26 protein-coding genes are annotated in these 25,714 nt (G+C 63.1%); 5 read left to right on the forward strand and 21 right to left on the reverse strand.

Translation table 11 applies throughout. From position 1 onward, the window contains the following. The first annotated feature begins 200 nt into the window (after window positions 1–200). Window positions 201–704 (forward strand): phasin family protein, encoded by a 504-nt coding sequence (locus tag GO615_RS10155; RefSeq protein ID WP_169127557.1) that lies wholly within the window; start codon window positions 201–203, stop codon window positions 702–704. 69 nt (window positions 705–773) lie between these two features. Here the strand turns inward: GO615_RS10155 and moaE are convergent, their stop codons facing one another. The 17 genes from moaE to GO615_RS10240 form a co-directional block, all read right to left on the reverse strand. After that, a complete protein-coding gene (moaE, locus tag GO615_RS10160; protein WP_169127559.1) occupies window positions 774–1,235 on the reverse strand; it encodes a molybdopterin synthase catalytic subunit MoaE in 462 nt (153 codons plus the stop codon). A 3-nt stretch (window positions 1,236–1,238) separates the two neighbouring features. Then, the gene (gene moaD / locus GO615_RS10165) at window positions 1,239–1,493 is read right to left on the reverse strand and encodes a molybdopterin converting factor subunit 1 (RefSeq protein WP_169127561.1); all 255 of its coding nucleotides are present in this window, start codon (window positions 1,491–1,493) and stop codon (window positions 1,239–1,241) included. Window positions 1,494–1,497: 4 nt separating this feature from the next. Next, on the reverse strand, window positions 1,498–2,703 hold the full coding sequence (locus GO615_RS10170; RefSeq protein WP_169127563.1) for a molybdopterin molybdotransferase MoeA: 1,206 nt from the start codon (window positions 2,701–2,703) through the stop codon (window positions 1,498–1,500). After that, window positions 2,693–3,193, reverse strand: a complete 501-nt coding sequence (gene mobB, locus GO615_RS10175) for a molybdopterin-guanine dinucleotide biosynthesis protein B (RefSeq protein WP_169127565.1) — start codon at window positions 3,191–3,193, stop codon at window positions 2,693–2,695. Before mobB ends, GO615_RS10170 begins: the two co-directional genes overlap by 11 nt. Window positions 3,194–3,231: 38 nt before the next feature. Next, a complete protein-coding gene (locus tag GO615_RS10180; protein ID WP_169127567.1) occupies window positions 3,232–4,566 on the reverse strand; it encodes a hypothetical protein in 1,335 nt (444 codons plus the stop codon). Between the two features lie 24 nt (window positions 4,567–4,590). Next, entirely contained in the window at window positions 4,591–6,546 is a 1,956-nt protein-coding gene (yoaA, locus tag GO615_RS10185; protein ID WP_169127569.1) for a DNA repair helicase YoaA, read from the reverse strand. Window positions 6,547–6,583: 37 nt separating this feature from the next. Then, window positions 6,584–7,696 carry a cell division protein ZapE gene (gene zapE, locus GO615_RS10190; protein WP_169127571.1) on the reverse strand — a complete coding sequence of 371 codons (1,113 nt, stop codon included), beginning with the start codon at window positions 7,694–7,696 and terminating at the stop codon, window positions 6,584–6,586. Between the two features lie 88 nt (window positions 7,697–7,784). After that, a complete protein-coding gene (lpdA, locus tag GO615_RS10195; RefSeq protein WP_169127573.1) occupies window positions 7,785–9,215 on the reverse strand; it encodes a dihydrolipoyl dehydrogenase in 1,431 nt (476 codons plus the stop codon). A 77-nt stretch (window positions 9,216–9,292) separates the two neighbouring features. Continuing rightward, entirely contained in the window at window positions 9,293–10,492 is a 1,200-nt protein-coding gene (gene odhB, locus GO615_RS10200; protein ID WP_169127575.1) for a 2-oxoglutarate dehydrogenase complex dihydrolipoyllysine-residue succinyltransferase, read from the reverse strand. Between the two features lie 33 nt (window positions 10,493–10,525). Beyond that, window positions 10,526–13,375, reverse strand: a complete 2,850-nt coding sequence (locus GO615_RS10205; protein WP_169127577.1) for a 2-oxoglutarate dehydrogenase E1 component — start codon at window positions 13,373–13,375, stop codon at window positions 10,526–10,528. A 145-nt stretch (window positions 13,376–13,520) separates the two neighbouring features. After that, window positions 13,521–14,816 carry a citrate synthase gene (gene gltA / locus GO615_RS10210; protein ID WP_169127579.1) on the reverse strand — a complete coding sequence of 432 codons (1,296 nt, stop codon included), beginning with the start codon at window positions 14,814–14,816 and terminating at the stop codon, window positions 13,521–13,523. Window positions 14,817–14,878: 62 nt separating this feature from the next. Continuing rightward, window positions 14,879–15,115 carry an FAD assembly factor SdhE gene (locus GO615_RS10215; RefSeq protein WP_169127581.1) on the reverse strand — a complete coding sequence of 79 codons (237 nt, stop codon included), beginning with the start codon at window positions 15,113–15,115 and terminating at the stop codon, window positions 14,879–14,881. Beyond that, complete coding sequence (locus GO615_RS10220) at window positions 15,112–15,822, reverse strand: succinate dehydrogenase iron-sulfur subunit (RefSeq protein WP_169127583.1); 711 nt, start codon at window positions 15,820–15,822, stop codon at window positions 15,112–15,114. The genes GO615_RS10215 and GO615_RS10220 overlap by 4 nt, the downstream gene beginning before the upstream one ends. A 19-nt stretch (window positions 15,823–15,841) precedes the next feature. Further along, window positions 15,842–17,635, reverse strand: coding sequence for a succinate dehydrogenase flavoprotein subunit (sdhA, locus tag GO615_RS10225; protein ID WP_169127585.1), 1,794 nt, complete (start codon window positions 17,633–17,635; stop codon window positions 15,842–15,844). A gap of 2 nt (window positions 17,636–17,637) precedes the next feature. Next, window positions 17,638–17,985, reverse strand: a complete 348-nt coding sequence (gene sdhD, locus GO615_RS10230; protein ID WP_169127587.1) for a succinate dehydrogenase, hydrophobic membrane anchor protein — start codon at window positions 17,983–17,985, stop codon at window positions 17,638–17,640. Continuing rightward, complete coding sequence (gene sdhC, locus GO615_RS10235) at window positions 17,979–18,368, reverse strand: succinate dehydrogenase, cytochrome b556 subunit (protein WP_169127589.1); 390 nt, start codon at window positions 18,366–18,368, stop codon at window positions 17,979–17,981. The genes sdhD and sdhC overlap by 7 nt, the downstream gene beginning before the upstream one ends. A gap of 106 nt (window positions 18,369–18,474) precedes the next feature. Beyond that, window positions 18,475–19,203, reverse strand: coding sequence for a GntR family transcriptional regulator (locus tag GO615_RS10240; protein WP_169127591.1), 729 nt, complete (start codon window positions 19,201–19,203; stop codon window positions 18,475–18,477). Window positions 19,204–19,426: 223 nt separating this feature from the next. Here GO615_RS10240 and GO615_RS10245 point away from each other — a divergent pair, with 223 nt between their 5' ends. Together GO615_RS10245 and GO615_RS10250 are read left to right on the forward strand one after the other, a co-directional pair. Beyond that, window positions 19,427–20,416, forward strand: coding sequence for a malate dehydrogenase (locus GO615_RS10245; RefSeq protein ID WP_169127593.1), 990 nt, complete (start codon window positions 19,427–19,429; stop codon window positions 20,414–20,416). A gap of 107 nt (window positions 20,417–20,523) precedes the next feature. Beyond that, complete coding sequence (locus GO615_RS10250; protein WP_169127595.1) at window positions 20,524–21,507, forward strand: HpcH/HpaI aldolase/citrate lyase family protein; 984 nt, start codon at window positions 20,524–20,526, stop codon at window positions 21,505–21,507. A gap of 188 nt (window positions 21,508–21,695) precedes the next feature. Here the strand turns inward: GO615_RS10250 and infA are convergent, their stop codons facing one another. Next, complete coding sequence (infA, locus tag GO615_RS10255) at window positions 21,696–21,965, reverse strand: translation initiation factor IF-1 (protein ID WP_169127663.1); 270 nt, start codon at window positions 21,963–21,965, stop codon at window positions 21,696–21,698. A 317-nt stretch (window positions 21,966–22,282) separates the two neighbouring features. On the opposite strand from infA, the gene GO615_RS10260 reads away from it, so the two are divergent. Further along, the gene (locus tag GO615_RS10260; RefSeq protein WP_246262220.1) at window positions 22,283–23,203 is read left to right on the forward strand and encodes an adenylate/guanylate cyclase domain-containing protein; all 921 of its coding nucleotides are present in this window, start codon (window positions 22,283–22,285) and stop codon (window positions 23,201–23,203) included. A 40-nt stretch (window positions 23,204–23,243) separates the two neighbouring features. Here GO615_RS10260 and GO615_RS10265 read toward each other — a convergent pair whose 3' ends face one another. Further along, window positions 23,244–23,573: a DUF2325 domain-containing protein gene (locus GO615_RS10265; RefSeq protein ID WP_169127597.1), complete on the reverse strand. Its 330-nt coding sequence runs from the start codon at window positions 23,571–23,573 to the stop codon at window positions 23,244–23,246. Between the two features lie 125 nt (window positions 23,574–23,698). Between GO615_RS10265 and GO615_RS10270 the strand changes: the two genes are divergently transcribed. Next, complete coding sequence (locus GO615_RS10270; protein ID WP_169127599.1) at window positions 23,699–24,718, forward strand: Fe(3+) ABC transporter substrate-binding protein; 1,020 nt, start codon at window positions 23,699–23,701, stop codon at window positions 24,716–24,718. Between the two features lie 153 nt (window positions 24,719–24,871). Here GO615_RS10270 and GO615_RS10275 read toward each other — a convergent pair whose 3' ends face one another. Together GO615_RS10275 and GO615_RS10280 are read right to left on the reverse strand one after the other, a co-directional pair. Next, window positions 24,872–25,270, reverse strand: a complete 399-nt coding sequence (locus GO615_RS10275) for a hypothetical protein (protein ID WP_169127601.1) — start codon at window positions 25,268–25,270, stop codon at window positions 24,872–24,874. 102 nt (window positions 25,271–25,372) lie between these two features. Beyond that, on the reverse strand, window positions 25,373–25,690 hold the full coding sequence (locus GO615_RS10280) for a response regulator (RefSeq protein ID WP_211167032.1): 318 nt from the start codon (window positions 25,688–25,690) through the stop codon (window positions 25,373–25,375). Between the last annotated feature and the right edge of the window lie 24 nt (window positions 25,691–25,714).

Consider the following 25,714-nt stretch of genomic DNA (forward strand, 5'->3'; position numbering starts at 1 on the left):
ATACGTTCCCATTATGGGCGATGGCGCTGAGCCTGAACCCAAATTCGGCACCTTGCACTTGCTGCATTGCAGCATCCATGTTCAAATAGCTTCGATAAACTTTCACTGGTACTGCGGCCTTTCGCCAACGTGCTATGTTGAAAGAATTCATGAGGGGCATCGAAGCCTCGAAAATTTTTCAGCGCACGTGGAGGAAGAACATGGCGACCAAGCAGGATCAGTTCAACGAAATCCAAAAGAAGAACTTCGAAGCGGCCATGCGCCTCGCGCAGATGTCGATCGAGAACTCGCAGCGCATCATGGAGCTGCAGGTTGCGACCGCCAAGAGCCTCTTCGAAGAGGGCGTGCAGAACGCGAAGGCGCTCTCCTCCGCCAAGGATCCCAAGGAAGTTCTGGAGCTGCGTTCGCACTACACCCAGAGCGCCACCGAGAAGATGCTCGCCTGCGCCCGCGAAATGGCGGAACTGGCCAGCCGTACCCAGGCCGAGGTCGGCAAACTGGTGGGCGAGCAGCTGTCGACCGGCAGCAAGGATGTGTTCGAATCGATGCAGAAGATGTTCACGGGCATGCCGATCACCGACCAGAACGCCATGTCCGCGATCCAGAATGCGATGGACACGACGCGCGCTGCCTTCGAACAGATGAGCCGCGCCTCGGCCGAGGCCTTCCAGATGTTCACCCAGCAAGGCAAGGGCAAGAAGTAATCCGGCCTGCTTGATGCAGAACGGCGCCCGAGGGCGCCGTTTTCATTTCAGGGTGGCGAGGCCGACCGCCTAGCGGCCGCCCTGCTCCCAGCGCGCGGCGGCGGAGTCGTCGCTGTCACGGGCGTCGACCCAGCGCGCCCCTTCTGGAGTCTCTTCGAGTTTCCAGAACGGCGCGCGCGTCTTCAGGTAGTCCATGATGAATTCGCATGCTGCGAAGGCCTCGCCGCGGTGGGCGCCGGCGACGCCGACGAAGACGATGCGGTCGCCGGGTTCCAGTCGCCCGAAACGATGGATCACCCTGACACCATACAGCGACCAGCGCGCAGACGCCTGCTCGACGATCTCCTCCAGGGATTTCTCGGTCATTCCCGGATAATGCTCGAGCGTCATCGCGGCGACGTTGGAACCACCGCTCACGTCACGCACCAGGCCAAGGAAGGTCGCTACCGCACCGACCTCGTTGCGCCCCGCCGACAGGGCCGCGATCTCCGCCGCGACGTCGAAGTCTTCCGCTTGCACGCTCACCGTCATGACTCAGCCTCCGGTGACCGGGGGAAAGAAGGCGATCTCGTCGCCCGGCAAGACGGGATCGGCCGGTGCCGCCATGCGCTGATTGCGCGCGGCGCGGACGTTGCGCCCTTCGCCCAGGGCCTTCCACTTTTCGCCGCGCTCGGCGAGAAAGGAGCGCAGTTCGCCGACGGTCGATACGCCGGACGGGAGGACGAAGCTCTCCTCGGTGCAGCCGAGTGCTTCCTTGAGCGATGCGAAATACAGGATCTTGACGGTCATGGTGTCAGCAAAGGAGTTCGCCGTAGGGCAGGAAGCGGATCATCTCACCTTTTCGGACGGGCGTTTCGGCAGGCACGTCTGCGAGCCCCTCGGCCCACACGATGGATGACAAGGCTGCTGCGCCCTGGTTGCCGTGGATCTCCACGCCACCCGAATCGTTGATGCGCGCGCGCAGGAATTCGCGTCTCCGGTCGGGGCGCGGCCAATCGAAGTCGGCGCGCAGTGTGAGTGCCTTGGGAAGTACCGACGCAGCCCCCTGCGTCGCGAGGACGAAGGGGCGCACCATCAACAGGAAGGTGACGAAGCTGGACACGGGATTGCCCGGCAGGCCGATGAAGGCCGCGGCGCCCACGTGGCCGTAGGCAAGCGGCTTGCCCGGCTTCATCGCAATCTTCCAAAGCTCCAGCGCCCCCTCGGCCTGGACTGCAGGTTTTACGTGATCCTCCTCGCCGACCGATACGCCGCCGCTGGTGAGGATCAGGTCGTGCCCTTGCGCAGCCTGGCGCAGCACGGCACGCGTTGCATCCAGCTGGTCGGGAACGATGCCGAAATCGGTCACGGCGCAACCCAGCTGTTCGAGCAGCACCCGCAGCTGAAAGCGGTTTGAGTTGTAAACGCCGCCGGGGGGCAAGGCTTCGCCGGGCATGACGAGCTCGTCGCCGGTGGAAAACAGCGCAACCCGCATCCGGCGCAAGACGGCCAGCTGGGCGATGCCGACCGATGCGGCAAGTCCGATCTCCTGGGCGCGCATGCGGGTCGCCGCAGGCAGGACCACGTCACCCGCCGCGATTTCGCTGCCCGCGGCGCGCATGGCCTCTGCGGCGCGCGGGACATGGTTGATGATCACCTCGTCGCCGGCATGCTCGCACAGCTCCTGCATCACCACGGCGTCCGCGCCGGGCGGCAAGGGCGCGCCGGTAAAGATGCGTGCGGCGGTGCCGGGCTGCAGCGTGGTGCCTACGCTGCCCGCGGGTATGCGTTGAGATATCGGAAGGCGCGTTCCCGCGGCGGTCACGTCGCAGGTGCGCATCGCGTAGCCGTCCATCATCGAAGTGTCGAGCGCGGGCACCGCGATCGGTGAACGAACGTCGGCCGCAAGCACGCGCCCGTGGGCCACCAACGTGTCGACCATCTCCAGGTCGCGGATTGGCCGGGCTTTGGCCAGCAGGCTCGAACGCGCTTCGTCGAACGGCAGCATGTCAGGATTCATGACGGGACGAGTAGTCGAGGATGAATTGGACGATCTTGTCCGGCTCGTTGAGCGGCAGGAGGGGCAAGGGGCTAACCAGCGGGACGTCTGCCGCGACCGCGACGACGTGTGGATTCTCTTGCCACAGGGGGGGCTTGCCATGCGCCGGACGATGGACCTCGACCTTCGGCACCGGCGCAGCCTTGAAGCCCTCTATCAGGACTACGTCGCACGGCGACAAGACGCGCAGCTGCTCTTCCAGCGTCGGCTCTGGCGCCCCTCTGAGCTCATGCATCAACACCCAACGGTCGTTCGACAGCATCAGGACCTGGCTCGCCCCTGCCTCCCGGTGACGATACGAGTCCTTGCCGGGCTTGTCGAGATCGAACCCGTGATGGGCGTGCTTGATCACCGACACGGACAGCCCCCGTGCGTTGAAGCCGGGAATCAGCTTTTCGATCAGGGTGGTCTTGCCGGAGCCGGACCAGCCGGCGATACCGAATACGATCATCGTGTTGGTGTCTTCGATGGGGGAACGGGAAGAATAACTCAAGCGTCGCGCTGAACGCACGGCAAGGCAACGACCGTTGCAAAACCGCCCCCGGGCGTACGGAAGTTGGTGGTCTGCCCCCGGTACAGGCGTGCTGCGGCCAACTGGACCGCGCCACGATAGGCATAGACCCGAAGGTCCATCTTGAGGTCAGTGGCCACGCCCTCGACGGAGAGGCGACGTGCGCTCGGGGGAACCAGCGCCTGGGCGATGTAATCGCCTGCGAGGATGTTCGCGAAAACGCTGCGGGTCAGCTTGTCGCCGCGGTATGCGGCCCTGCTCCCGTATCCCGTTGCCGGCTTGAAGAACAGGTCACGCCGGTTCTTCCACAAGGAGTCGCCATCCTCCGCCCGTACCCGCACGGTGCGCGGGATTCCTTGCACGAGGACGCCACGCGTGGCGGCGTCGACACCCAGCGTCTGCAGGAACTGGTCGTCGCACAGCAGCGCCAGATTGCCCTTGTCGGCATACAGGGCGTGCGCACGCGGGTGCGGCGTGATCAACGCTGCCTGCGACTTCCAGGCCGCTGCGAGGGCGGCCGACTCGGGTTCGTCGAGGCTGAAGTCGGTGAGTCGGTTGTACACGAGGTCCACTTCTTCGCCGTCGAGCAGGAGTCGCCCGTCGACGAACTGTAGTGCGGCTGGATCGCAGATCCACGCCTTCAATCCATGGCGCTCGAACAATCGCTGGAAGAGCAGGAACTCGGGCAGGAGATACTGGCTCTGCGGCTCGCGATCGACGATCGCGACGGTTCGCAGGGGCGCGTCGCCGCGGACGGACCTCCACTCGGAGACGAACATCTCGAAAAAGGCTCGTTCGGGATCCCCCGGGCTGCGCACCGCGAGGGGCGCTACTTCCGCGCAGCACGCGCGCTGGGCGCGCGCGAGCGCGACGTTGAGCAATCCGCCGCCGGCATTGGTGTTGATTTCGATGAGGCGCGGGCCGTCTGTGCCGAGGTGGAAATCGAAGCCGAGAAACACCCCGCTGGCGGCACAGGGAATGCGCGCGCTGGCGGGTGCGTGCGCCAGCGCGGCGGACTGCCAGCCTGCGGAGTTGACTACGTGATCCACTGCTTCGACGAGTGCAGCCGCGGCGTCGAGGTGCCGCTCGGCGACGAATGCGACCGAATCCGCGAACAGGTGGGGCCGCGTTGCGTTGATCGTCGCGAGCAATGCGCCGTCGCGCGGATCGCGTTCGAGTTCCGCCTTCAAACGTGCATGATCCAGCGAAACGCATTGGCAACCGCGATTCATGCGTTCGACGATGTCCTCGCAATCGCCCTCTGCGATCGCCCGGATCAGCGGATCTGTTGCAAGTGCCGATGGCGCGGTCATTGGCGCTCCGTGATGAGTGGCAAATCAGGCCCCGCGAGGAGGCGGGAGTTGCTTCAGGAATGCAATGGCCTCCGCTTCGGCGCGCGTGCGTCGCATCGGCGGCAAACTCCGCCAGACGATCTTGCCGTACTGCTTTTCGATCATCCGCGGATCGCAGATGCACAGCACGCCGAGATCGCGCTCGCTGCGGATCAGGCGCCCTGCCCCCTGTTTCATGTTGATCACGGCACGCGGCAACTGGTAGTGCATGAACGGATTGTGCCCGCTCTTCTGCAGATGCTCCACCCTCGCTGCAAGCACGGGGTCGTCAGGCGGAGCAAAGGGCAGCTTGTCGATGACCACCACCGACAAGGCGTCACCGGGTACATCGACGCCCTCCCAGAAGCTCTGGCTTGCCACGAGCACCGCGTTCCCCATGCGCCTGAAGCGATCGAGGAGCTCGGAGCGCGATCCTTCGCCCTGCAGCAACAGCGGCAATTCCTCCCCCGCGCGCTGGAGCCCCTCCGAGATCAGCGCGTGGATGCGCTTCATGGCGCGCAGTGAGGTGCAAAGCACGAAAGTACGCCCGCGCGCGGCGCGAATCAGGGGCAAGGCGACGCGCGCGACGGCCTCGGCATAGTCGGGGTGGTTCGGATCGGGCATCGCGGCCGGCGCATAGAGCAGCGCTTGCTTGGCGTAGTCGAAGGGGCTCCCCCAAACGGCCGTGACAGGCGGCGGGTCGATCCAGCTCAAGCCCATCTCGTTGCAGTAGTGGGTGAAGTTCTGCCCCACAGCCAGCGTCGCCGAGGTGAAGATCCACGCCCGCGGATGGCTCTCGAGCTGGCGCCGGAAGACGCCCGAGACATGCAGCGGGGTCGCATTGAGCGCAGCGGACTGCTGGAACACCTCGACCCAGCGGACGAATTCACCCGCGTCCGGCGAGCGCCAGCGGACCAGCCGCTCGCCGACCTCGGCCGTGCGGCGCAGGCAGTTCGCGAGCCCTTCGCTGCGCTCTGCCTGGGTTTCGAGTACTGCCGCGATGGCATCGATCTCGGCATCAAGCGCGTCAAGGCTCTTGTCGAAATCCGGCAGTGCAGCCGCCTGTGCCGCAGACAGCCGTGCGGGTTCGCTTCCGAACGCCAGCCGGAAATCGCGCGCCGCCTTTTCGAGCGCGCGCGTGGCGTCAATGAGTTCCCGGCAGTCGCGCGCGCCGGCGAGCGTCTCTGAACGGGTGTCGCGCGCGAGTTCGAGTATCTGCGCCGTCGACACGCTCTCACCGAAGAACAGGCTGGCCGTTTCGGGAAGCTGGTGGGCCTCGTCGAAAATCACTGCGTTGCAGGACGGCAGCAGCTCCCCCATCCCCTCGTCGCGCAACATCACATCGGCGAAGAAAAGGTGGTGATTCACGACCACCACGTCGGCATCCATCGCCGCGCGCCGCGCTGCCAGCACGAAGCATTCCTTCACATCGGGGCATTCCTGCCCCAGACAGTTGTCCCGCGTGGAAGTGGCGGCAAACCAGGCGGGCGAATCCTCGCGCACTTCGCTGCATTCGGCCTTGTCGCCGCTTTGCGTGATCTTGGCGAAGCGCGCGATGGTGCGCAGGTCCGCTGCGTCCTGCGCAGTGAGAAATCGCCCGTCGCGCTCGTTACGCGCCAAGTGGTAGGGACACACGTAGTTCGCACGCCCCTTGAGCAGCGCGATCGTGACGGGGGTCTTCAGCGCAGCCCGGATGGTCGGAAGGTCGCGATTGAACAGCTGGTCCTGCAGCGTCTTCGTCCCCGTGGAAAGGATCACCTTTCCGCCGGACAGGAGGGCCGGCACGAGATAGGCAAATGTCTTCCCCGTACCCGTGCCGGCTTCGGCCACCAGGACGCGATTCTCCCGCAGCGCATCGGCAATGAGGCTGGCCATCTCGAATTGCTGCGGTCGCGGACGAAACGATGGTATCGCCTCGGCGAGCGGCCCCTCGGGCGAAAAGGCATTTTCGAGATCGATCATCGCAGACCCGAGGCTCCCAGCTTGGCCAATCTCGGGCTCAATCTACGCGGTGGCCCTGCGCGAGGTATTCCCGGCTGCGCATCTCGATCAGCCGGCTTACCGTGCGGACGAATTCGTGTGCGTTATGCCCCTGCGTGTAGAGCTCGGCGGCGTCCACCTCGGCGCTGGCGATGAGTTTCACCCGGTGGTCGTACAAGACGTCGACAAGCCAGGTGAACCGGCGCGCCTCAGAGGCGCTACCCGCGCTCATTCGCGGGATACCGGACAGGATCAGGGTATGGTGCTCCCGCGCGATCTCCAGGTAATCGTTCTGCGAGCGCGGGCCGCCGCAAAGCGTCGCAAAGTCGAACCAGATCACGCCGGTCGCATGCCCAAGCACCGGCAGCTTGCGTTCGAACAGGTCGATCTCTCCGGCAGCGGGTTCACTTGCCGCCAGATGATAGAAGTCCTCGCGCATCTTGCGCTCCGCCGTGCCGTCTGCCGGGACGAGGTAGATCTCCATCTGCTCCAGGGTCCGCAGGCGGTAATCGGTGCCGTGGTCCACTTCGAAGACGTCGAAGCGCCGTTTGATCATCTCGATCGTCGGCAGGAAGTTGATGCGCTGCAGTCCGTTCGGATACAAGCCGTCGGGCGGGTAGTTCGAGGTCATCACGAAAATGACGCCGCGTGCGAATAGCGCTTCGAGCAGGCGCCCAAGAATCATCGCATCGGCGATGTCGGACACGTGAAATTCGTCGAAGCACAACAGCCGCGTTTCCTTGGCCACGCGGTCTGCCACCCGCTGCAGGGGATCCGGCTCGTTGTTGAACTTCCTCAGATCGTTCTGCACTTCCTGCATGAAGGCATGGAAATGCACCCGCCGCTTGCGCTGGTACGGAACCGAGTCGTAGAAGCAATCCATCAGGAAGCTCTTGCCGCGTCCCACGCCTCCCCAGAAATACACGCTGCGGGGCATCTGTGGCCGGGTGAAGAGCTTGCGCAGGGTACCGCGCCGCGCAGCCTTGAAATCCAGAAGATCCGAATAGAGCGCCTGCAGGCGCTGTGCAGCCGAGCGCTGCTCCGGGTCCGACTTGTAGCCACGAGCGGCGAGTTGGGCCTCGTAGGCCTCGAGCATCCCGTACTGCGGGACATTCAGGACGCGATGGGGCATGGAATCTTCTTGAAACCGTAAAGCGAAAAAACGAGGGTGGTCCGGGATTATCCCGCACCACCCCGCGAGCGACCAGCCGGAAGGCCGATCAGAAGTGCAGCGGACGCTTATCCACCGCGAGGGCCGCCTCGTGCACCACTTCCGAGAGGGTCGGGTGGGCGTGGCAGATGCGAGCCAGGTCTTCTGATGCGGCTCCGAACTCCATCGCGACGACGGCTTCCGAGATCAGCTCGGATGCGTTGGCGCCGATGATGTGCACGCCGAGGATGCGGTCGGTCGTGGCGCAGGCCAGCATCTTGACGAAACCCGTGGGGTCGCCGGAGCCGAGCGCGCGGCCGTTGGCCATGAACGGGATCTTGCCGGCCCGGTAGGCGACGCCTTCGGCCTTGAGCTGCTGTTCCGTCTTGCCCACCCAGGCGATCTCGGGCGAGGTGTAGATCACGCCCGGAACCATGTCGAGGTTGCAGTGCCCGGCCTGCCCCGCGATGATTTCTGCGACCATGACGGCCTCTTCCATCGCCTTGTGCGCGAGCATCGGACCGCGGACGACGTCGCCGACCGCGTAGACATTCGGCAGATTCGACTTGCAGTGCCCGTCGACGACGATCTGGCCGCGTTCATTCACGTTCAGGCCGATTGCCGCGGCATTCAAACCGTCGGTATTCGGGACGCGGCCGACGGACACGATCAGGCGATCGCACTCCAGCTTGGCCTCCTTGCCGTCCTTGTCGGTGTAGGCGACGGACACGCCCTTCTTGGTGACCTTCGTGTCGCCGATGGTCACACCCGTCTCGATCGCAAGACCCTGCTTCTTGAAGACCTTGAGTGCTTCCTTGGCAACGTCGAGGTCGGCAAAGCCCATGAAATCGGGCAGCGCTTCTAGCACGGTCACTTCGGAGCCCAGACGACGCCATACCGAACCCATTTCCAGGCCGATCACGCCGGCACCGATGACGCCGAGCTTCTTCGGCACCGAATCGAAGTCCAGCGCGCCGACGTTGTCGCAGACGATCTTGTTGTCGACCGGAATGCCGGGCAGATGACGGGGCTTGGAGCCGGTCGCAATGATGACGTGCTTGGCTTCGACCGTCTCGTTGCCGACCTTGACCACGTAACCGCCCGCACCAGCGCTTTCGAAGCTGCCATGGCCGGCCAGGAAGGTCACCTTGTTCTTCTTGAACAGGCCCTTGATGCCCTGCGTCAGCTGGTCGACGACCTTGTTCTTGCGACCGATCATCGTCGGCACGTCGATGCTCACGCCACCGCTCACCTTGATGCCCTGGCCCTCGAACGAGTGCTCGGCCTCCTCGAAGAGGTGCGAGGTGTGCAGCAGCGCCTTCGACGGGATGCACCCAACGTTGAGGCAGGTGCCGCCAAGACGCGGTTCGCCCTTCGGATCGGCATACGGGTTGGACTCCGCGCACGCCGTCTTGAAACCCAGTTGTGCGGCACGAATCGCCGCCACATACCCGCCAGGGCCGCCGCCGATGACGAGTACGTCGAATTGCTTGTCAGCCATCATTCACTCCCGAAAAAGGAAAAGCGTGGCGCTTCGCCGGACGGAAAGGTCCGGCGAAGCGCCACGCAGCATGTCGATTACACGTCGAGGATCAGGCGAGCCGGATCTTCCAGCGCTTCCTTCATCGTCACCAGGCCGAGGACCGCTTCGCGGCCGTCGATGATGCGGTGATCGTACGACATGGCCAGGTAGTTGATCGGACGGATCACGATCTGGCCGTTCTCGACGACCGGACGATCCTTGGTCGCATGGATGCCGAGGATGGCCGACTGCGGCGGGTTGATGATCGGCGTCGACAGCATCGAGCCGAACACGCCGCCGTTGGAGATCGAGAACGTGCCGCCGGAGAGTTCCTCGAGCGACAGCTTGCCGTCCTTGGCCTTCTGGCCGAACTCGGCGATCTTCTTCTCGATGTCGGCGATCGACATCTGGTCCGCATCACGCAGGATGGGCACCACCAGGCCGCGCGGCGAACCGACCGCGATGCCGATGTCGATGTAGCCGTGGTAGATGATGTCCGTACCATCGACCGACGCGTTCAGGATGGGGAATTTCTTCAGTGCGGCGACTGCGGCCTTCACGAAGAAGCCCATGAAGCCGAGACGGACGCCGTGCGCCTTCTCGAACTTGTCGCCGTACTGCTTGCGCAGCGCCATGACCGGGGCCATGTTCACTTCGTTGAACGTCGTCAGGATCGCGTTTTCGTTCTTCGACTGGATCAGGCGTTCGGCGATGCGTGCACGCAGGCGGGTCATCGGCACGCGCTCTTCCGGACGATCGCCGGTCAGCGTGAGCGAGGCAGGTGCTGCGGCGGGTGCTGCGGCCGGACGCGGCTGGGCGGCAACCGCATCTTCCTTGGTGACGCGTCCGCCACGACCGGAGCCGGCGACGTCGGCGGCGGCGATTCCCTTCTCCTCGAGAATCTTGCGCGCGGCCGGGCTGGCGGCGCCGGATGCAGCGGCCGAGGGGGCTGCAGCAGCGGGCGCCGCCGCAGGAGCAGCTGCCGCCGCGGGCGCAGCGGCACCGGCGGAAGCCTTCGCCTCGGTGTCGATCTGGGCGATCAGCTCGCCCGAGGTCACGTTGTCGCCGTTCGCCTTGATGATCTTGACCAGCACGCCATCGGCGGGAGCCGGGGTCTCGAGAACGACCTTGTCGGTCTCGATGTCGATCAGGTTCTCGTCACGCGACACCGCGTCGCCTTCCTTCTTGTGCCACGAAACCAGGGTGGCTTCCGAAACCGATTCCGACAGTTGCGGAACTTTCACTTCAATCAGCATGTAGTCTTCTCCCGAAGTTCGAGCTCTTGCTTATTAGTTGGGCGATTGTTGCGTCGTGTCCTGAATGGGACCGAATGCGTTTTCCAGAACAGCCTTCTGCTGCGCGTTGTGCTTGGCGTAGTAGCCCACGGCAGGCGAAGCCGATGCCGGGCGGCTGACGAGCAGCAGCTTGCGCTTGGTGCCCAGCACGTTGATGAGATGCTGACGCGAAGCGAGCCAGTACCACGCACCCTGATTGCGGGGCTCTTCCTGGCACCACACCACTTCCTTCGCGTTCGGGAACTGGTTGATCGCGGCGGCGAAGGCGTCCGTCGGGAACGGATAGATCTGCTCGATACGAACCAATGCCGTGTCGGTGATCTTGTTCTCGCGACGATGGGCCAGCAGCTCGTAGTAGATCTTGCCCTGGCACAGGACCACGCGCTTCACCTTCTTCGGATCCAGCTTCTCGACTTCGGGGATCACGGTCTGGAAGCTGCCGGTGGCGAGTTCGTCCATCGTCGAGATCGCTTCCTTGTGACGCAGCAGCGACTTCGGCGTAACGATGATGAGCGGCTTGCGCACCTTGCGCAGCATCTGGCGGCGCAGCAGATGGAACACCTGGGCCGGCGTCGTCGGGACGCAGATCTGCCAGTTGTTCTCGGCTGCGAGGCTCATGAAGCGCTCGGGGCGGCACGACGAATGCTCGGGACCCTGCCCTTCATAGCCGTGCGGCAGCATCATCACGAGGCCGCTCAGGCGTCCCCACTTCGCTTCGCCGGAGCTGATGAACTGATCGATGACGACCTGCGCGCCGTTCACGAAGTCGCCGAACTGGGCTTCCCAGACCACCAGTTCGTTCGGTTCGGTCGTGGAGTAGCCGTATTCGAACGCCAGCACCGCCTCTTCGGAAAGCACGGAATCGTGGCATTGGAAGCCGGCCTGCCCGTCCTGGATGTGATCCAGCGGCTTGTAGATGCCTTCGTCCCAGCGCTCGCGTTTCTGGTCGTGCAGCACGGCATGGCGGTGGAAGAAGGTTCCGCGCCCGACGTCTTCGCCCGAGATCCGCACGCGGTAGCCCTGTGCCAGCAGGCTGGCGTAGGCGAGGTTTTCGCCCATACCCCAGTCGAGCGGCAGATCGCCCCGTGCCATCCCGGCGCGGTCATCGATGATCTTCTTCACGCGCGAGTGCAGCGCGAAGGTCTCGGGGACGGTCGACAGCCGCTCGCCCAGGCGCTTGATCTCGCTGACCGGGATCGCCGTGTCGCAGGCGTCGGTATATGGTTGCTTGAGGAACGGGGTCCAATCCACCGAGAACTGACGGTTGTGGCCGGGCAGAACCGGATTCGACAACAGTTCGCCGCGATCGAGATGTTCGCGGTACTCGGCGATCATGCGATCGGGCTCGTCCGCCTCGCAGGTTCCCTCGGCGACGAGGCGGTCGGCATACAGCTTGCGGGTACCGGCGTGCTTCTGGATGGTGCGATACATCAGCGGCTGGGTCACCATCGGCTCGTCCTGCTCGTTGTGGCCGAGCTTGCGGAAGCAGATGATGTCGAGCACCACGTCCTTCTTGAACTCCTGGCGGAATTCGACGGCGAGCTTGGTGGCAAACGCAACCGCTTCCGGATCGTCGCCATTCACGTGGAAGATCGGTGCCTCGACCATCTTGAAGATGTCCGTGCAATACAGCGAGCTGCGGTAGTCGCGCGGATCGGAGGTCGTGAAGCCGATCTGGTTGTTGATGACGATGTGGATCGTGCCGCCCGTGCCGTAACCGCGGGTCTGCGAGAAGTTCAGCATCTCCTGGTTCACGCCCTGCCCCGCCACGGCTGCATCACCGTGGATCAGGACGGGAATGACCTGGGTCTTGGCCTCGTCGTTGCGACGCACCTGCCGTGCGAACACCGAACCTTCGACCACCGGGTTGATGATCTCGAGGTGCGACGGGTTGAACGCCAGCGTGAGGTGCATCGGCCCGCCCGACGTCATGACGTCGCTGGAGAAGCCCATGTGGTATTTCACGTCGCCCGCGGTGAGGTCCGCAGCAGCCTTGCCCTCGAATTCCGAGAACAGCATCGACGGCGACTTGCCCAGCGTATTCACCAGCACGTTCAGGCGACCGCGGTGGGCCATGCCGATCACCACTTCCTGCGCCCCGAGCGATCCGGCAATGCTGATCAGCTCGTCCATCGCGACGATAGCGGATTCGCCGCCTTCGAGCGAGAAGCGCTTCTGGCCGACGTATCGCGTGTGCAGGTAGCGCTCGAGCGTCTCCGCAGCGGTCGTGCGCTCGAGGATGCGCTTCTTCTTCGCCGCATCGTAGCGCGGGGTTGCGCGCACGCTCTCGAGGCGCGCCTGGATCCAGCGCTTCTGCGAGATGTCGGAGATGTACATGTATTCGGAGCCGACCGAGCCGCAGTAGGTCTGACGCACCGCTTCGAGGATCTCGCGCAGCGTCGCGTGGTCGGTCGAGAAGCCGTGGAACGAACCGGTATTGAAGCTGCGCGACAGGTCCGCCTCGGTAAAGCCGTAGTACGACGGTTCGAGCTCGGCGATGTGCGGCCGCTCGGTGCGACGCAGCGGGTCGAGATTCGCCCAACGGTTGCCGAGGAAGCGGTAGGCATTGATGAGCTGCAGCGTGCTCACCTGACGCTTGTCGTCACCTTCGGAGACGACGGTACGGACAGCGCCGCGCTTCGCCATCTCGGTGAACGCCGCGATCACGGGCCCGTGTGCCACGTCGCGCAGCGCAGCGCCGCTTTGCGACTGGAGGTTGTCGAAATAGGCGCGCCACGATTCCGGCACCGACGCCGGATCGGACAGGTAATTCTCGTAAAGCTCCTCGATGAACGGCGCATTGCTGCCGAACAAATGAGAAGTGGATCGTTGCTGAATGGTCATTTGTTATGCCACCTGTAGTCTTATTGCGTTGCTTGGGCTACTCGACGCTGCATGCCCGGCATCTCCAACAAAAACGGGATGGCCGCGTCGAACGACCATCCCGCGGAGATCATCGCCGGGATTCTCTCCCGCCCTTGATCATCAGTTACGGACGCTGGGCCAGGTCCGGAACAGTGCGGCGTGCCGCACCGATGTACAGCTGGCGCGGACGACCGATCTTGTACTCGGGGTCGGTGATCATCTCTTCCCACTGGGTGATCCAGCCGACCGTACGTGCCAGCGCGAAGATGCAGGTGAACATCGACGTGGGGATGCCCAGCGCCTTCTGCACGATACCCGAGTAGAAGTCGACGTTCGGGTACAGCTTCTTCTCGACGAAGTACTCGTCTTCCAGCGCGATCCGCTCGAGTTCCTTCGCCAGCTTGAACAGGCGGTCGTTCTCGAGGCCGAGTTCGCCCAGGACGTCGGCGCAGACCTTGCCCATGAGCTTCGCGCGCGGGTCGAAGTTCTTGTACACGCGGTGACCGAAGCCCATCAGCTTGAAGCTGTCGTTCTTGTCCTTCGCGCGCTTGATGTACTCGCCGACGCGCGATACGTCGCCGATCTCTTCCAGCATGTTCAGGCAGGCTTCGTTCGCGCCGCCGTGTGCCGGGCCCCACAGGCAGGCGATACCGGCCGAGATGCAGGCGAACGGGTTGGCGCCCGACGAGCCGGCCAGGCGGACGGTCGAGGTCGAGGCGTTCTGCTCGTGGTCGGCGTGCAGCGTAAAGATGACGTCCAGTGCGCGCACCAGCACCGGGTTCGGCTCGTACGTCTCGCACGGCGTACCGAACATCATGTGCATGAAGTTCGCCGTGTAGTCGAGGTCGTTGCGCGGGTACATGAAGGGCTGGCCCATGTTGTACTTGTAGGCCATCGCGACGATCGTCGGCAGCTTGGCGATCAGACGGTTGATCGAGATGTTGCGGTGAGCTGCATCCGAGAAATCCATCGCCTCGTGGTAGAACGCCGACAGGGCGCCGACCACACCGACCATGACCGCCATCGGGTGCGCGTCACGACGGAAGCCCGAATAGAACTTCGTCATCTGGTCGTGCAGCATCGTGTGGTTCTTGATCGTCGTCTCGAACTCACCCTTTTGTGCCGCGTTCGGCAGCTCGCCGTTCTTGAGCAGATAGGCGACTTCCAGGAAGTTGCACTTCTCGGCGAGTTGCTCGATGGGATAGCCCCGATACAGCAGCTCGCCCTTGTCACCGTCGATGAAGGTAATCGTGGACTTGCAGCTCGCGGTCGAAAGGAACCCGGAGTCATAGGTGAAGAGACCGGTCTTGGCACCCAGGGTGCGGATGTCGATGACATCGTTGCCGTGGGTGCCGGTCATCACCGGGAATTCGACGGTCTTGCCATCGACGGTAAGCGTTGCGGTGCGTTCAGTGCTCATAGGTCATCCCTTATGCGTGCCCGTATTAACTACTAGCTCCCTGTAACGACCGTCCTGCCGAGTCAGCGCTGACTCAGCAGTCCGATCATCTCCTTCCAGCGGTCGACCTCGCAGGGGCTGCTCCCGTTGACCATGGCCCACAGCTCATGGTCCTCGCAGCGGAGCAGATCCTCGAGGTCCGCCAACTGACCGTCCGTAAGACGGTCGAAGTCCCTTTCCAGAAAGCGTGCGAAGACGAGGTCGAGCTCCAGAAGAGCCCGACGACACTGCCAGCGCACGCGTCCCCGGTTGATGTTCATACTGCCCGGCTGACCATCATGTCCTTGATCTTGCCGATCGCGCGCGTCGGATTCAGGCTCTTCGGACACACGTCGACACAGTTCATGATGGTGTGGCAGCGGAACAGCCGATACGGATCCTCGAGGTTGTCGAGACGCTCGCTCGTTGCCTCGTCGCGCGTATCGGCGATGAAGCGGTAAGCCGCGAGCAGGCCAGCCGGCCCCACGAACTTGTCCGGGTTCCACCAGAACGACGGGCAGGACGTCGAGCAGCACGCGCACAGGATGCACTCGTACAGTCCGTTGAGCTCTTCGCGCTCTTCCGGCGACTGCAGGCGCTCGCGCTCCGGCGCAGGCGTGTTGTTCACCAGATAGGGCTTGATCGAGTGGTACTGCTTGAAGAACTGGGTCATGTCCACGATCAGGTCGCGGATGACCGGCAGGCCCGGCAGCGGACGCAGCACGATCGGCTGGGCCAGGTTGTCGATGTCCGTCAGGCAGGCCAGGCCGTTCTTGCCGTTGATGTTCATGGCGTCCGAACCGCACACGCCTTCGCGGCACGAGCGGCGGAACGACAGCGAATCGTCCTTCGCCTTGAGGCGTACCAGCGCGTCGAGGAGCTTCTTGTCCGACTCCTCGAGTTCGACGCTGATGTCCTGCATGTAGGGCTTCTCGTCACGATCCGGATCGTAACGGTACATCTTGAATTGAACAGTACGCTTGCTCATTTAACTATCTCTCCCGCACTTAGTAGGTGCGCTTGGCGAGCGCGATCGGCTCGACGTCGTGCGACAGCGGCTTCATGGTGACAGGCTTGTATTCGAGGCGATTGCCTTCGCGATACCACAGCGTGTGCTTGAGCCACTCATTGTCGTTGCGGCCGTTCGGGAATTCCGCGGTATCCGGCGCGTCGTCGCGCACGTGAGCGCCACGCGACTCCTTGCGGGCCTCGGCCGAAATCATCGTCGCCTTCGCGACTTCGATCAGGTTGTCGAGTTCCAGCGCTTCCATGCGCGCGGTGTTCCAGACCTTGGACTTGTCCTTGATCTCGGTACGCTTCGAACGCTCTGCAACGTCAAGGATGGCGGTCACACCTTCCTTCAGCAGCTTGTCGAAACGGAACACGCCGGCGTGCTTCTGCATGGTGCGGCGCATCGCCTGCCCCACTTCCGCAACGCTCTCGCCACCGGTCTGGTTCTCCAGCCGGGAAATCCGCGCCAGCGAAGCATCGGCGGCGTCGGCCGGCAGCGGCTTCAGCGACAGGTTGCCGCTCTGGATGTCCTCGACCACAGATTCGCCGGCCGACTTGCCGAAGACCAGAAGGTCGAGCAGCGAGTTCGTGCCAAGACGGTTCGCGCCATGCACCGAGGCGCAGGCACATTCGCCGGCAGCATAGAAGCCGACGACGGGGGAGTTCGGCTCGCCGTCCTTCGGCACGACGACCTGGCCCTTGTAGTTGGTCGGGATGCCGCCCATCTGGTAGTGGCAGGTCGGGACGACCGGAATCGGCGCCTTGATCGGATCGACGCCGGCGAACTGGATCGAGATCTCGCGAATGCCCGGGAGACGCTTCATGATCGTCTCGGGCGACAGGTGCGTGATGTCGAGGAGCACGTGATCCTTGTCGGGACCGCAACCGCGACCTTCGTTGATCTCGGTGACCATGGAGCGGGACACGACATCGCGCGAAGCCAGATCCTTCAGGTTCGGCGCGTAGCGCTCCATGAAGCGCTCGCCGGAGGCATTGCGCAGGATGCCGCCTTCGCCGCGAACGCCCTCGGTGATCAGCACGCCCGCGCCGGCCACGCCGGTCGGGTGGAACTGCCAGAATTCCATGTCCTCGAGCGGGATGCCCGCACGTGCGGCCATCCCGACGCCGTCGCCGGTATTGATGAAGGCGTTGGTCGAGCTGTAGAAAATGCGGCCGGCACCACCGGTGGCGAAAATCGTCGCCTTCGAGTGGAAGATCGACACTTCACCGGTTTCGAGTTCGAGCGCGGTGACACCGACGACATCGCCATCCTGATCGCGGATCAGGTCGAGCGCGATCCATTCCACGAAGAATTGGGTGTTCGCACGCACGTTGCGCTGGTAGAGCGCGTGCAGCATCGCGTGACCGGTACGGTCTGCAGCTGCACAGGAACGGGACACCGGCGACTGGCCGTAGTTCTGCGAATGACCGCCGAACGGACGCTGATAGATCTTGCCGTTGTCGGTACGGTCGAAGGGCATGCCGTAGTGCTCGAGCTCGACGACCACCTCGTTGGCCTTGCGGCACATGAATTCGATGGCGTCCTGGTCGCCCAGCCAGTCCGACCCCTTAACGGTGTCGTACATGTGCCAGTGCCAGTTGTCTTCCGTCGAGTTGCCGAGCGAGGCGGCAACGCCACCCTGTGCCGCCACGGTGTGCGAGCGGGTCGGGAAGACCTTGGTGAGCACGGCGGTCTTCAGGCCGGCCTCGGAAAGTTGCAGGGCCGCACGCAGACCGGCACCACCGGCGCCGACGATAACTGCGTCAAAAGTACGCTTAGCGACAGTCACGCTCACAGCCTCCAAAGAATCTGCGCAGCCCAGCCGGCGTAGCCGACGAGCAGGAAAATCGTTACGAGATGCAGGGTCAGACGCACGCCGACCGGCTTGATGTAATCCATCCAGATGTCACGCACCCCGATCCAGGCGTGATAGAAGAGCGCCAGGAAGAACAGGAATGCGAAGAAACGCACGATGCCGTTGCGGAACAGGCCGGACCAGGTCTGGTAGGTCATCTCGGGAAGACCGAGGGCAGCCGCGGCGAAAAGGATGGTGAAGATCACCATGAACAGCGCGGTTGCGCGCTGCGCGATCCAGTCGCGCAGGCCGTAGTGAGCACCGACGACGATACGATTTACCATAGCTTCACTCCGATGATCACGGTCAGCGCGATGCTGACGACCAGCACGATGCGCGAGCTGTTGCGGGCCGACTGAAGGTCGATGCCCTTGTGGAGGTCGAGCAGCAGGAAGCGGATGCCCGCACAGAAGTGATGCAGGTACGCCCAGAGCAGCCCCAGCAGAAGGAGCTTGACGAGCGGGTTGCCAACCACGCTCTTGTACGCTGCGAACGACTCGGGCGAAGCGAGGCTGCGATCGAACAGGTACAGGAGGAACGGCATCATCAGGAACAGCCCCGCCCCGCTGACCCGATGAAGAATGGATACGATACCCGGCAACGGCAGCCGGATCTCGTGCAGGGCCAGGAATTTGGGCCGCTGCTTGCGCACTATGGCTTCTGACATATTGTTTTACCCCTAGTTTAGCGACGGTTGCCCGACGCGGTTCTCCCAACTTGCAAAGCGCGGGAATTATATACGCGGAAGCTATGCATTCCGCCGCCCCGCCCGCTCAATTCAGCTCATTCAGATAAAAATGCTCGGCCGTGGAATAGAGGCCGCGCCGCCATTCGACCGGTTTATCGCCATAGGTGTATGTGACGCGCTCGACCGACAGAAGCGGAGTGCCTTCCTGCACGCGCAATGTCTCGCTGGTGGACCGGTCGGCCGCCACTGCACGGATCCGCTCCTGCGCGCGAATCATGCGCAGCCCGAAGCGCGTTTCGAACAGGCTGTAGAGCGATCCGTTCCAGCTCTGCAGCACCTCAAGGGTCAAGCCCTGGAAAATCTCGCCCGGTAGATAGATCTCGTCGATGACCACCGGTTTTTGGGCGAACTTGAGCAGGCGTCGTACGATGATGATGGGCTCGCCCTGCTCGATGCCGAGCATGCGCGACGCTTCCTGTCCCGCCTTGGCGCGCCAGCAGTCCATCGGCACGCTCTGCGGGTGAGCGAGATCCCCATCCATCGGCACGAGGCGCAGAAATCGGAAAAGCGCACGCGGATCGTTGTGCGACGCAACGAAGGTGCCCTTGCCCTGCTTGCGCACGAGAAGGTTCTCGGCCGCCATCTCGTCGATTGCCTTTCGGACCGTCCCCTGCGAGACGCTGAATCGCGAGGCGAGCTCCTGCTCGCTCGGAATCACCTGCCCGGGACGCCATTCGCCCGACTCAAGTGCCTGAAGAATCAAGCTCTTGATCTGCCGGTAAAGCGGACTGAAGGTTGGGGATTCCTGTGCCATGGGCGCATTTCATCACAAATTTTTTCGAACGTCCATTATCGGTCTAATGTCTTATATAAGACAAGTGACATTAATTGACACGCACTGGACTTGCTTCTACCATCCTCCCGCCCCGGAAACCGCTTTCGCGGATTCCATAGTCGAACGCCGAGCTGCAATCGCGGGCGCAAGATCTACAATCAAAACCGTCTTCTCTTCAATTCGCTTTAGAGGGAGTACTCAGATGAGCAAAGCCCCCGTCCGTGTCGCCGTCACCGGCGCTGCCGGCCAGATCGGATACAGCCTGCTGTTCCGCATCGCCAGCGGCGAAATGCTGGGCAAAGATCAGCCCGTGATCCTGCAACTGCTCGATCTGCCGCAGGCCCAGAAGGCGGTCAAGGGCGTCATGATGGAGCTGGAAGACTGCGCCTTCCCGCTGCTCGCCGGCATGGTCGCGACGGACGACCCGAACGTCGCATTCAAGGATGCCGACTACTGCCTGCTCGTCGGCGCCCGTCCGCGCGGCCCCGGCATGGAGCGCGCCGACCTCCTGACCGCGAACGGCGCGATCTTCACCGTTCAGGGCAAGGCGATTGCCGAGAACGCCAAGGAGACCGTCAAGGTCCTCGTCGTCGGCAACCCCTGCAACACCAATGCCTACATTGCCGCCGCCGCTGCCAAGAAGGTCGGGCGCACCAACCCGAACAACTACCACGGCATGCTGCGCCTGGATCACAACCGCGCCCTCTCGCAACTCGCCGCCAAGACTGGCCGCCCGGTCTCGAGCCTGAAGAAGATGGTCGTGTGGGGCAACCACTCGCCGTCGATGTACGCCGATTACCGCTTCTGCACCTCGAATGGCGATTCGGTCAAGGCGCTCGTCAATGACCACGCCTGGAATAACGACGTGTTCCTGCCGACCGTCGGCAAGCGCGGCGCGGCGATCATCGACGCACGCGGCCTGTCGTCCGCCGCCTCGGCTGCGAACGCTGCCATCGACCACATGCGCGACTGGGCCCTCGGCTCCGACGACTGGGTCACCATGGGCGTTCCTTCCGACGGCTCCTACGGCATCCCGGCCGGCGTGGTGTTCGGCTTCCCCTGCGAGTGCAAGAACGGCGAATTCAAGATTCTCCAGGGCCTCGAGATCGACGAGTACTCGCGCGAGAAGATCAACAAGACCCTCGCCGAGCTCGAAGACGAGCGCGCAGCCGTTGCCGACATGCTGAAGTAATCAGCAGGCGCAACATCAAAAGGAAGAGCCGCGGCTGAGCGCCGCGGCTTTTTTTTGTCCGGCAGTTTAAGCAGAATCGAACCCTCGACACGTTTATGGACAATGCCATGCAACACCCTGCCGACGTTCTTTTTGCCGGGGAAAAACCCTTTCCGGCGCTACCCGCCGTCGATCACTACGCGGGCTCGGAGAAGCTCATGCGAAAGGCTCTGCAGTTGCAGCAGGAGCTCGGGCCGATCTTCGATGTGACCTGCGACTGCGAGGATGGTGCTCATGCCGGGGCCGAGGCCGAGCATGCGACGATGGCTGCCGAAATGATTCTGTCAGGAGACAATCGTTTCGGTCGCGTCGGTGCACGCATTCATGACATCACGCACGGACATTGGGAGCAGGACCTCGAAATTCTTGTCGGGCTGGCGGGGCGCCGCCTGGCGTTCGTCACACTGCCCAAAGTCCGCTCCGCGCGTGACGCTGCGGAACAAATCCGGGCGTTGCGCGCGGTCGAAGCGTCGCACGGAATAGACAAGGCGATTCCGGTGCACGTGTTGATCGAGACGCATGGGGCGCTACGCGAAGCATGGGAGATCGCTGCCCTGGATAGCGTCGAGTCACTCGACTTCGGCCTCATGGATTTCGTGTCCGGACATCATGGAGCGATCCCCGGAAGCGCGATGACCAGCCCCGGGCAGTTCACACACCCGCTGGTGGTCCGGGCCAAAGTCGAGATCGCCGCCGCGGCGCTCGGCAATGGCGTCGTCCCGTCCCACAACGTCACCACCGAGCTGAAGGATCTCGATTACATACGTGGGGATGCGGACCGTGCGCGCCGCGAGTTCGGCTACCTGCGCATGTGGAGCATCCATCCGAACCAGATCCGGCCCATCGTCGAGGCGATGCGCCCGGACTTCTCGGAGGTCGAAGCCGCGGTCGAGATTCTCGTCAATGCCCAGGCCGTTGGCTGGGGGCCGACCCAGCACAAGGGCAAGCTCCACGATCGGGCCTCGTATCGGTATTTCTGGGAATTGCTATCGCGCGCCAAGGCGACCGGGATGGCGATCGGGGATGAAGCTGAACGGCGCTTCTTCGGTTGAAGGCGCGCCCCGCGAATCGGGGCTTTCAGGTCAGAAACAAGCCGCGGCCTCCGCGATCAAGGGGCTGCGGGCCGTTTCGCCGGTGCGACGCGACTCTTCGGCGCTGTCCATGTCGCGCCGTATCAAGAAGCGAGAAAGCTGGCGCTCCCGGCGAGGCGCGCATTCGACCGGCCGGGAAAGCGAAACACTCAGCGACCGCGGTACTGGCGCGGCGGCGGGGGAGGCGCGTCGCTTCGCTCTTCCTTGTGGCGGAAGCTGATCCGCGCCTTGGTAAGATCGTAGGGTGACAGTTCGACGCTGACCTTGTCGCCGGCCAGGATGCGGATACGATGCTTGCGCATCTTGCCCGAAGCGTAAGCCTGGACTTCCACGCCGTTTTCGAGGGTCACACGAAAGCGCGTGTCGGGAAGTACCTCATTCACGACACCTTCCATTTCCAGCAGTTCTTCCTTCGCCATTTCAACTCCTCGAAAACAGGCAATATCCGGCGGCGCGACGGTCAGCATCAGCCCGCACGACGACCGTCCGTGGCGCGGCATTCGACCCCATCGCCCACAAGGGCAATGGCGCGACATCGGAACGCTCCAGACAATCGGAAATATGCAAAGCCGGGGAGGCGATGACGCTTTCGCTGCGACGTCGGGGATGACCGCGACAACCGGCAGAGAATGAGCCGGAACGGGGTTTCGATCCGGATCTTTAATGCCCGAATTATAGCGGATTGCGCGATCCGCCCCCAAATCCGGCGATTTCCGGATTCGATTGTGCGTCGCACATGTCCGCCTTTCCTTATAATGAAACGATGTCGGCTCCCGAAACCTCCCCTGAGACCTGTACCGTTTTTTTTGCCGACCTGGCCGGCAGCACGCAGCTTTACGAGCGCGCCGGGGACGCCGCCGCCTACCGCCTGATCGAGCAATGCCTGCTCGGGATGCGACAGGAAATCCTGGCCTGCGGCGGCAGGGTAATCAAGAACACCGGGGATGGACTGCTCGCCGTTTTTCCCGACGCGAACAACGCGCCCGAGGCGGCGATACGGATTCACTACGTCGTTCAGGATCTGCCTCGCGTGTCGGGGCACAAAATGGCGGTGCGCGTCGCGTTCCATACCGGAACGGTGATCGTTAGCGACGAGGACGTCTTTGGCGACACGGTGAATGTGGCGGCCCGTCTGCTCGAACTGGCGACACCCGGGCGTGCAATTGCATCCGAACAAAGCGTCCTTGCGCTCAAGCCGGAATGGCGCAATCTCATGCATCCGCTCCAGAGCAGAAGCCTGCGGGGGGTGTCGCGCCTGACGGCGCCGTTCGAATTGGTGTGTGAATCCGCGGGCGATCTGACCGTGGTTCAGAGCGTGCAACTCGGTGCTGAAGACGCAGCGGAGTTGCGACTGAGCATTGCGGACCGTTCAATGACCCTGAACGCTCAGGCTCCGAGCGCACGACTGGGGCGCGGAAGTTCTTCGGAGATCCGCGTAACGGACACGCGCGCCTCGCGGGAACATGCCTACATCGAACTGCGTGGCGACAAGTTCGTTCTTGTCGACCGGAGCAGTAACGGCACCTTCGTCGCCATTGACGGTGAACGCGAGTTCATACTTTCGCACGAGGAAGTCGTGCTGCGAAAACGCGGGCGTATCGCCCTTGGCAGATCCACCGCGGAAAGTCACGACGTCATCGAATTCACCTGCCTGTAAGTAACGCGGCAGGCGTCGAGGCGCCCTCCTCCGCGGCACTTCAGTGCTTGGCGCAGTCTGCACGGCAAGCCGCGCAGTTGCTCCGATCCACCCGTTTTCCGAGTGCCTGCTGGAGCGCACATACGGATCGCCGGCAACACACGACCGCCGCACCTTCCTTGCTTGCCGCTTCACGGAAACGCTGCATTACGTTGTGTCCGAGGAAGTCGGTGAAGAGAATCACCATTCCTATCCCGGCCGGCAGAGTCGCACTACGGCGCTGGTGAGCCGTTTCCCGGCCGCTTACGTGCCCGGCAATGCGGATCCCGAATTCCGACAGGACATTCGGAATGTTGCCGAGGCGATCAGCTCCCACAATCAGTGCATCCATGTTATTCCTCGTCGGTATTGCGAATCATTCGCAACTATAGTGCCTGCAATGCGAACTATTTGCAAGTAAGAATTGTTCTCGATAGTATTGCGCCATCACCTCATGACGAAACAAGGAAACCCCCGATGAAAAAGACGCTGATCGCTTCCATCCTCACCGGCATCGGTGCCCTGTCCGGCCAGGCCATCGCCGCCGACACGGAGCTGAACCTGTACTCGGCGCGCCACTACCAGACCGACGAGGCCTTGTATTCAAACTTCACCAAGCAGACCGGGATCAAGATCAACCGGATCGAAGCCAAGGAAGATGAGCTGCTCGAGCGCATCCGCAACGAGGGTGCGAACAGCCCGGCTGATGTCTTCATCACCGTCGATGCATCGCGCCTGGCCAAGGCAGACGAACTCGGGATCTTTGCGCCGGTGAAGTCCAAGGTGCTGGAAGAGCGGATTCCCGCGCATCTGCGTGCCGCGAACTGGTACGCGTATTCGACGCGCGCTCGCGTGATCGTGTACAACAAGGATTCGGTGAAGGCGGACGATGTTCAGACCTACGAAAGCCTCGCCTCCCCCGCACTCAAGGGCAAGATCTGCTCGCGCTCGGGCAGCCACCCGTACAACATTTCCCTCGGGGCGGCCCTGGTGAAGCACAACGGCGCTGAAGCGACCGAAACCTGGGCCAAAAACGTGGTCGCGAATTTCGCTCGTGCCCCGAAGGGCGGCGATACCGACCAGATCAAGGCAGTCGCGGCTGGCGAGTGCGGCGTGACGATCGCCAACACTTATTATCTTGCGCGCCTGATGAATTCCGACAAGCCCGAGGACAAGGCCGTGGTCGCGAAGATCGGCACCGTCTGGCCGAACCAGAATACTTGGGGCACGCACATCAACATTTCGGGCGCGGGCATGCTGAAGAACGCCCCGAACAAGGGTGCCGCGGTCAAGTTCCTCGAGTATCTGGCGTCGGACGAGGCGCAGGCCTACTTCGCCAACGGCAACAACGAGTGGCCCGTTGTCGCGAACGTCAAGGTGAGCAACGCTGCGCTCGACACACTTGGCAAGTTCAAGGCGGACACGCTGCCGATCGGCGAACTCGCCAGCACGACCGCCGAAGCGCAGAAGATCTACGACCGCGCGGGCTTCCGCTGATCGTTAAGTCTGCGGCGGAGGCTCCGTCGCAGACTTAATTTCGACAAGAGCGAGAAGGGAAAAGGATGACGCCTTCCGGTTTGACCGGAAGGCGTCATTTTTTGTACTACCCCCGCAACGCGCCCGAAACGAGCATGTTGCAGACCGACCTCCTTACTCGGATTGCGGGCTCGGTGTCGTATTCGGCTTCGGGGAACGCTTGCGGAACTTGCGTGCAGGCTTCTTGGCCGGCACCTCGTCTGCGTTTGGGGCCGCAGGAGTGGCGTTCTTTGGGGGGGCTGCCGGCTTTTGCTGCGCGGGAGGCTTGCCTTGTCCGCCTTGCTTTTGCGGACGGCCCCCTTGGCGCGGCCCGCGGGCCGGCTTGACGCCCAGCCCGGTCGATGGGGTCGGGCGCCTGAGGTTCGGGTCGGGCGCGCCCTCACGATTCCCGGGGGCAAGGCTGATCTCGAGTTCGTTGAGCTCGTCCCATTCGGCGTCGGAGCGCTGGTTGTCGGGTATCGCCAGCAGTTCCTGCAGGCGACGACGCGGAGAGGTCGATTGCGGTGCATTCATGGTCGAATTATCCCATCGTTCGGGCTTGCACGCTCTTGTTCTTGCTCAAAAAGTCTCGCCTGCAGCGGGTACTGCGGACGCCTTGGCCTTGTGGCGAGTCGTTCACTTGGGAAAACGACGTGACACTCGCTCGACGATCGATCCGCGCGCGGCGACCTCGGTCGCCCCAGCCTGCTTGGCCGCCTCGAATGCCTCGGGATCATATTGCGGAGCGAAAACGATGATATCGACTTCGGGAAAGTTCGCACGCAACTGCGTGATGTGATCGCAAGCATTACGCACCGCAAGATCGACCACGATGCAGTCTGGCGTTTCCGTGCCGCGCTTCTTGAGCATGGTCGCACCCGAGGCCTTCCACTCGGACTCGAGGCGCATGCGGTTAATCAAATCATCACACCACAACAATATCTTGATTGTCATCCCCTAACCTCCGCAATCTTTCTC

The sequence above is a fragment of the Aromatoleum evansii genome (assembly GCF_012910805.1).
In the GTDB taxonomy this organism is placed as follows: Bacteria; Pseudomonadota; Gammaproteobacteria; order Burkholderiales; family Rhodocyclaceae; genus Aromatoleum; species Aromatoleum evansii.

What these genes read in the sequence shown, in the direction of transcription:
- GO615_RS10205 (WP_169127577.1), bottom strand. Translation starts at nt 13,375, where the DNA reads ATGACCATTCAGCAACGATCCACTTCTCATTTGTTCGGCAGCAATGCG.
- GO615_RS10250 (WP_169127595.1), top strand. Translation starts at nt 20,524, where the DNA reads ATGCAACACCCTGCCGACGTTCTTTTTGCCGGGGAAAAACCCTTTCCG.
- GO615_RS10155 (WP_169127557.1), top strand. Translation starts at nt 201, where the DNA reads ATGGCGACCAAGCAGGATCAGTTCAACGAAATCCAAAAGAAGAACTTC.
- odhB (WP_169127575.1), bottom strand. Translation starts at nt 10,492, where the DNA reads ATGCTGATTGAAGTGAAAGTTCCGCAACTGTCGGAATCGGTTTCGGAA.
- zapE (WP_169127571.1), bottom strand. Translation starts at nt 7,696, where the DNA reads ATGCCCCATCGCGTCCTGAATGTCCCGCAGTACGGGATGCTCGAGGCC.
- mobB (WP_169127565.1), bottom strand. Translation starts at nt 3,193, where the DNA reads ATGATCGTATTCGGTATCGCCGGCTGGTCCGGCTCCGGCAAGACCACC.
- sdhC (WP_169127589.1), bottom strand. Translation starts at nt 18,368, where the DNA reads ATGTCAGAAGCCATAGTGCGCAAGCAGCGGCCCAAATTCCTGGCCCTG.
- GO615_RS10265 (WP_169127597.1), bottom strand. Translation starts at nt 23,573, where the DNA reads ATGGATGCACTGATTGTGGGAGCTGATCGCCTCGGCAACATTCCGAAT.
- GO615_RS10220 (WP_169127583.1), bottom strand. Translation starts at nt 15,822, where the DNA reads ATGAGCAAGCGTACTGTTCAATTCAAGATGTACCGTTACGATCCGGAT.
- moaE (WP_169127559.1), bottom strand. Translation starts at nt 1,235, where the DNA reads ATGACGGTGAGCGTGCAAGCGGAAGACTTCGACGTCGCGGCGGAGATC.
- yoaA (WP_169127569.1), bottom strand. Translation starts at nt 6,546, where the DNA reads ATGATCGATCTCGAAAATGCCTTTTCGCCCGAGGGGCCGCTCGCCGAG.
- GO615_RS10270 (WP_169127599.1), top strand. Translation starts at nt 23,699, where the DNA reads ATGAAAAAGACGCTGATCGCTTCCATCCTCACCGGCATCGGTGCCCTG.
- GO615_RS10245 (WP_169127593.1), top strand. Translation starts at nt 19,427, where the DNA reads ATGAGCAAAGCCCCCGTCCGTGTCGCCGTCACCGGCGCTGCCGGCCAG.
- GO615_RS10215 (WP_169127581.1), bottom strand. Translation starts at nt 15,115, where the DNA reads ATGAACATCAACCGGGGACGCGTGCGCTGGCAGTGTCGTCGGGCTCTT.
- lpdA (WP_169127573.1), bottom strand. Translation starts at nt 9,215, where the DNA reads ATGGCTGACAAGCAATTCGACGTACTCGTCATCGGCGGCGGCCCTGGC.
- GO615_RS10170 (WP_169127563.1), bottom strand. Translation starts at nt 2,703, where the DNA reads ATGAATCCTGACATGCTGCCGTTCGACGAAGCGCGTTCGAGCCTGCTG.
- gltA (WP_169127579.1), bottom strand. Translation starts at nt 14,816, where the DNA reads ATGAGCACTGAACGCACCGCAACGCTTACCGTCGATGGCAAGACCGTC.
- infA (WP_169127663.1), bottom strand. Translation starts at nt 21,965, where the DNA reads ATGGCGAAGGAAGAACTGCTGGAAATGGAAGGTGTCGTGAATGAGGTA.
- GO615_RS10275 (WP_169127601.1), bottom strand. Translation starts at nt 25,270, where the DNA reads ATGAATGCACCGCAATCGACCTCTCCGCGTCGTCGCCTGCAGGAACTG.
- sdhD (WP_169127587.1), bottom strand. Translation starts at nt 17,985, where the DNA reads ATGGTAAATCGTATCGTCGTCGGTGCTCACTACGGCCTGCGCGACTGG.
- GO615_RS10280 (WP_211167032.1), bottom strand. Translation starts at nt 25,690, where the DNA reads ATGACAATCAAGATATTGTTGTGGTGTGATGATTTGATTAACCGCATG.
- GO615_RS10240 (WP_169127591.1), bottom strand. Translation starts at nt 19,203, where the DNA reads ATGGCACAGGAATCCCCAACCTTCAGTCCGCTTTACCGGCAGATCAAG.
- GO615_RS10260 (WP_246262220.1), top strand. Translation starts at nt 22,283, where the DNA reads ATGTCCGCCTTTCCTTATAATGAAACGATGTCGGCTCCCGAAACCTCC.
- moaD (WP_169127561.1), bottom strand. Translation starts at nt 1,493, where the DNA reads ATGACCGTCAAGATCCTGTATTTCGCATCGCTCAAGGAAGCACTCGGC.
- GO615_RS10180 (WP_169127567.1), bottom strand. Translation starts at nt 4,566, where the DNA reads ATGACCGCGCCATCGGCACTTGCAACAGATCCGCTGATCCGGGCGATC.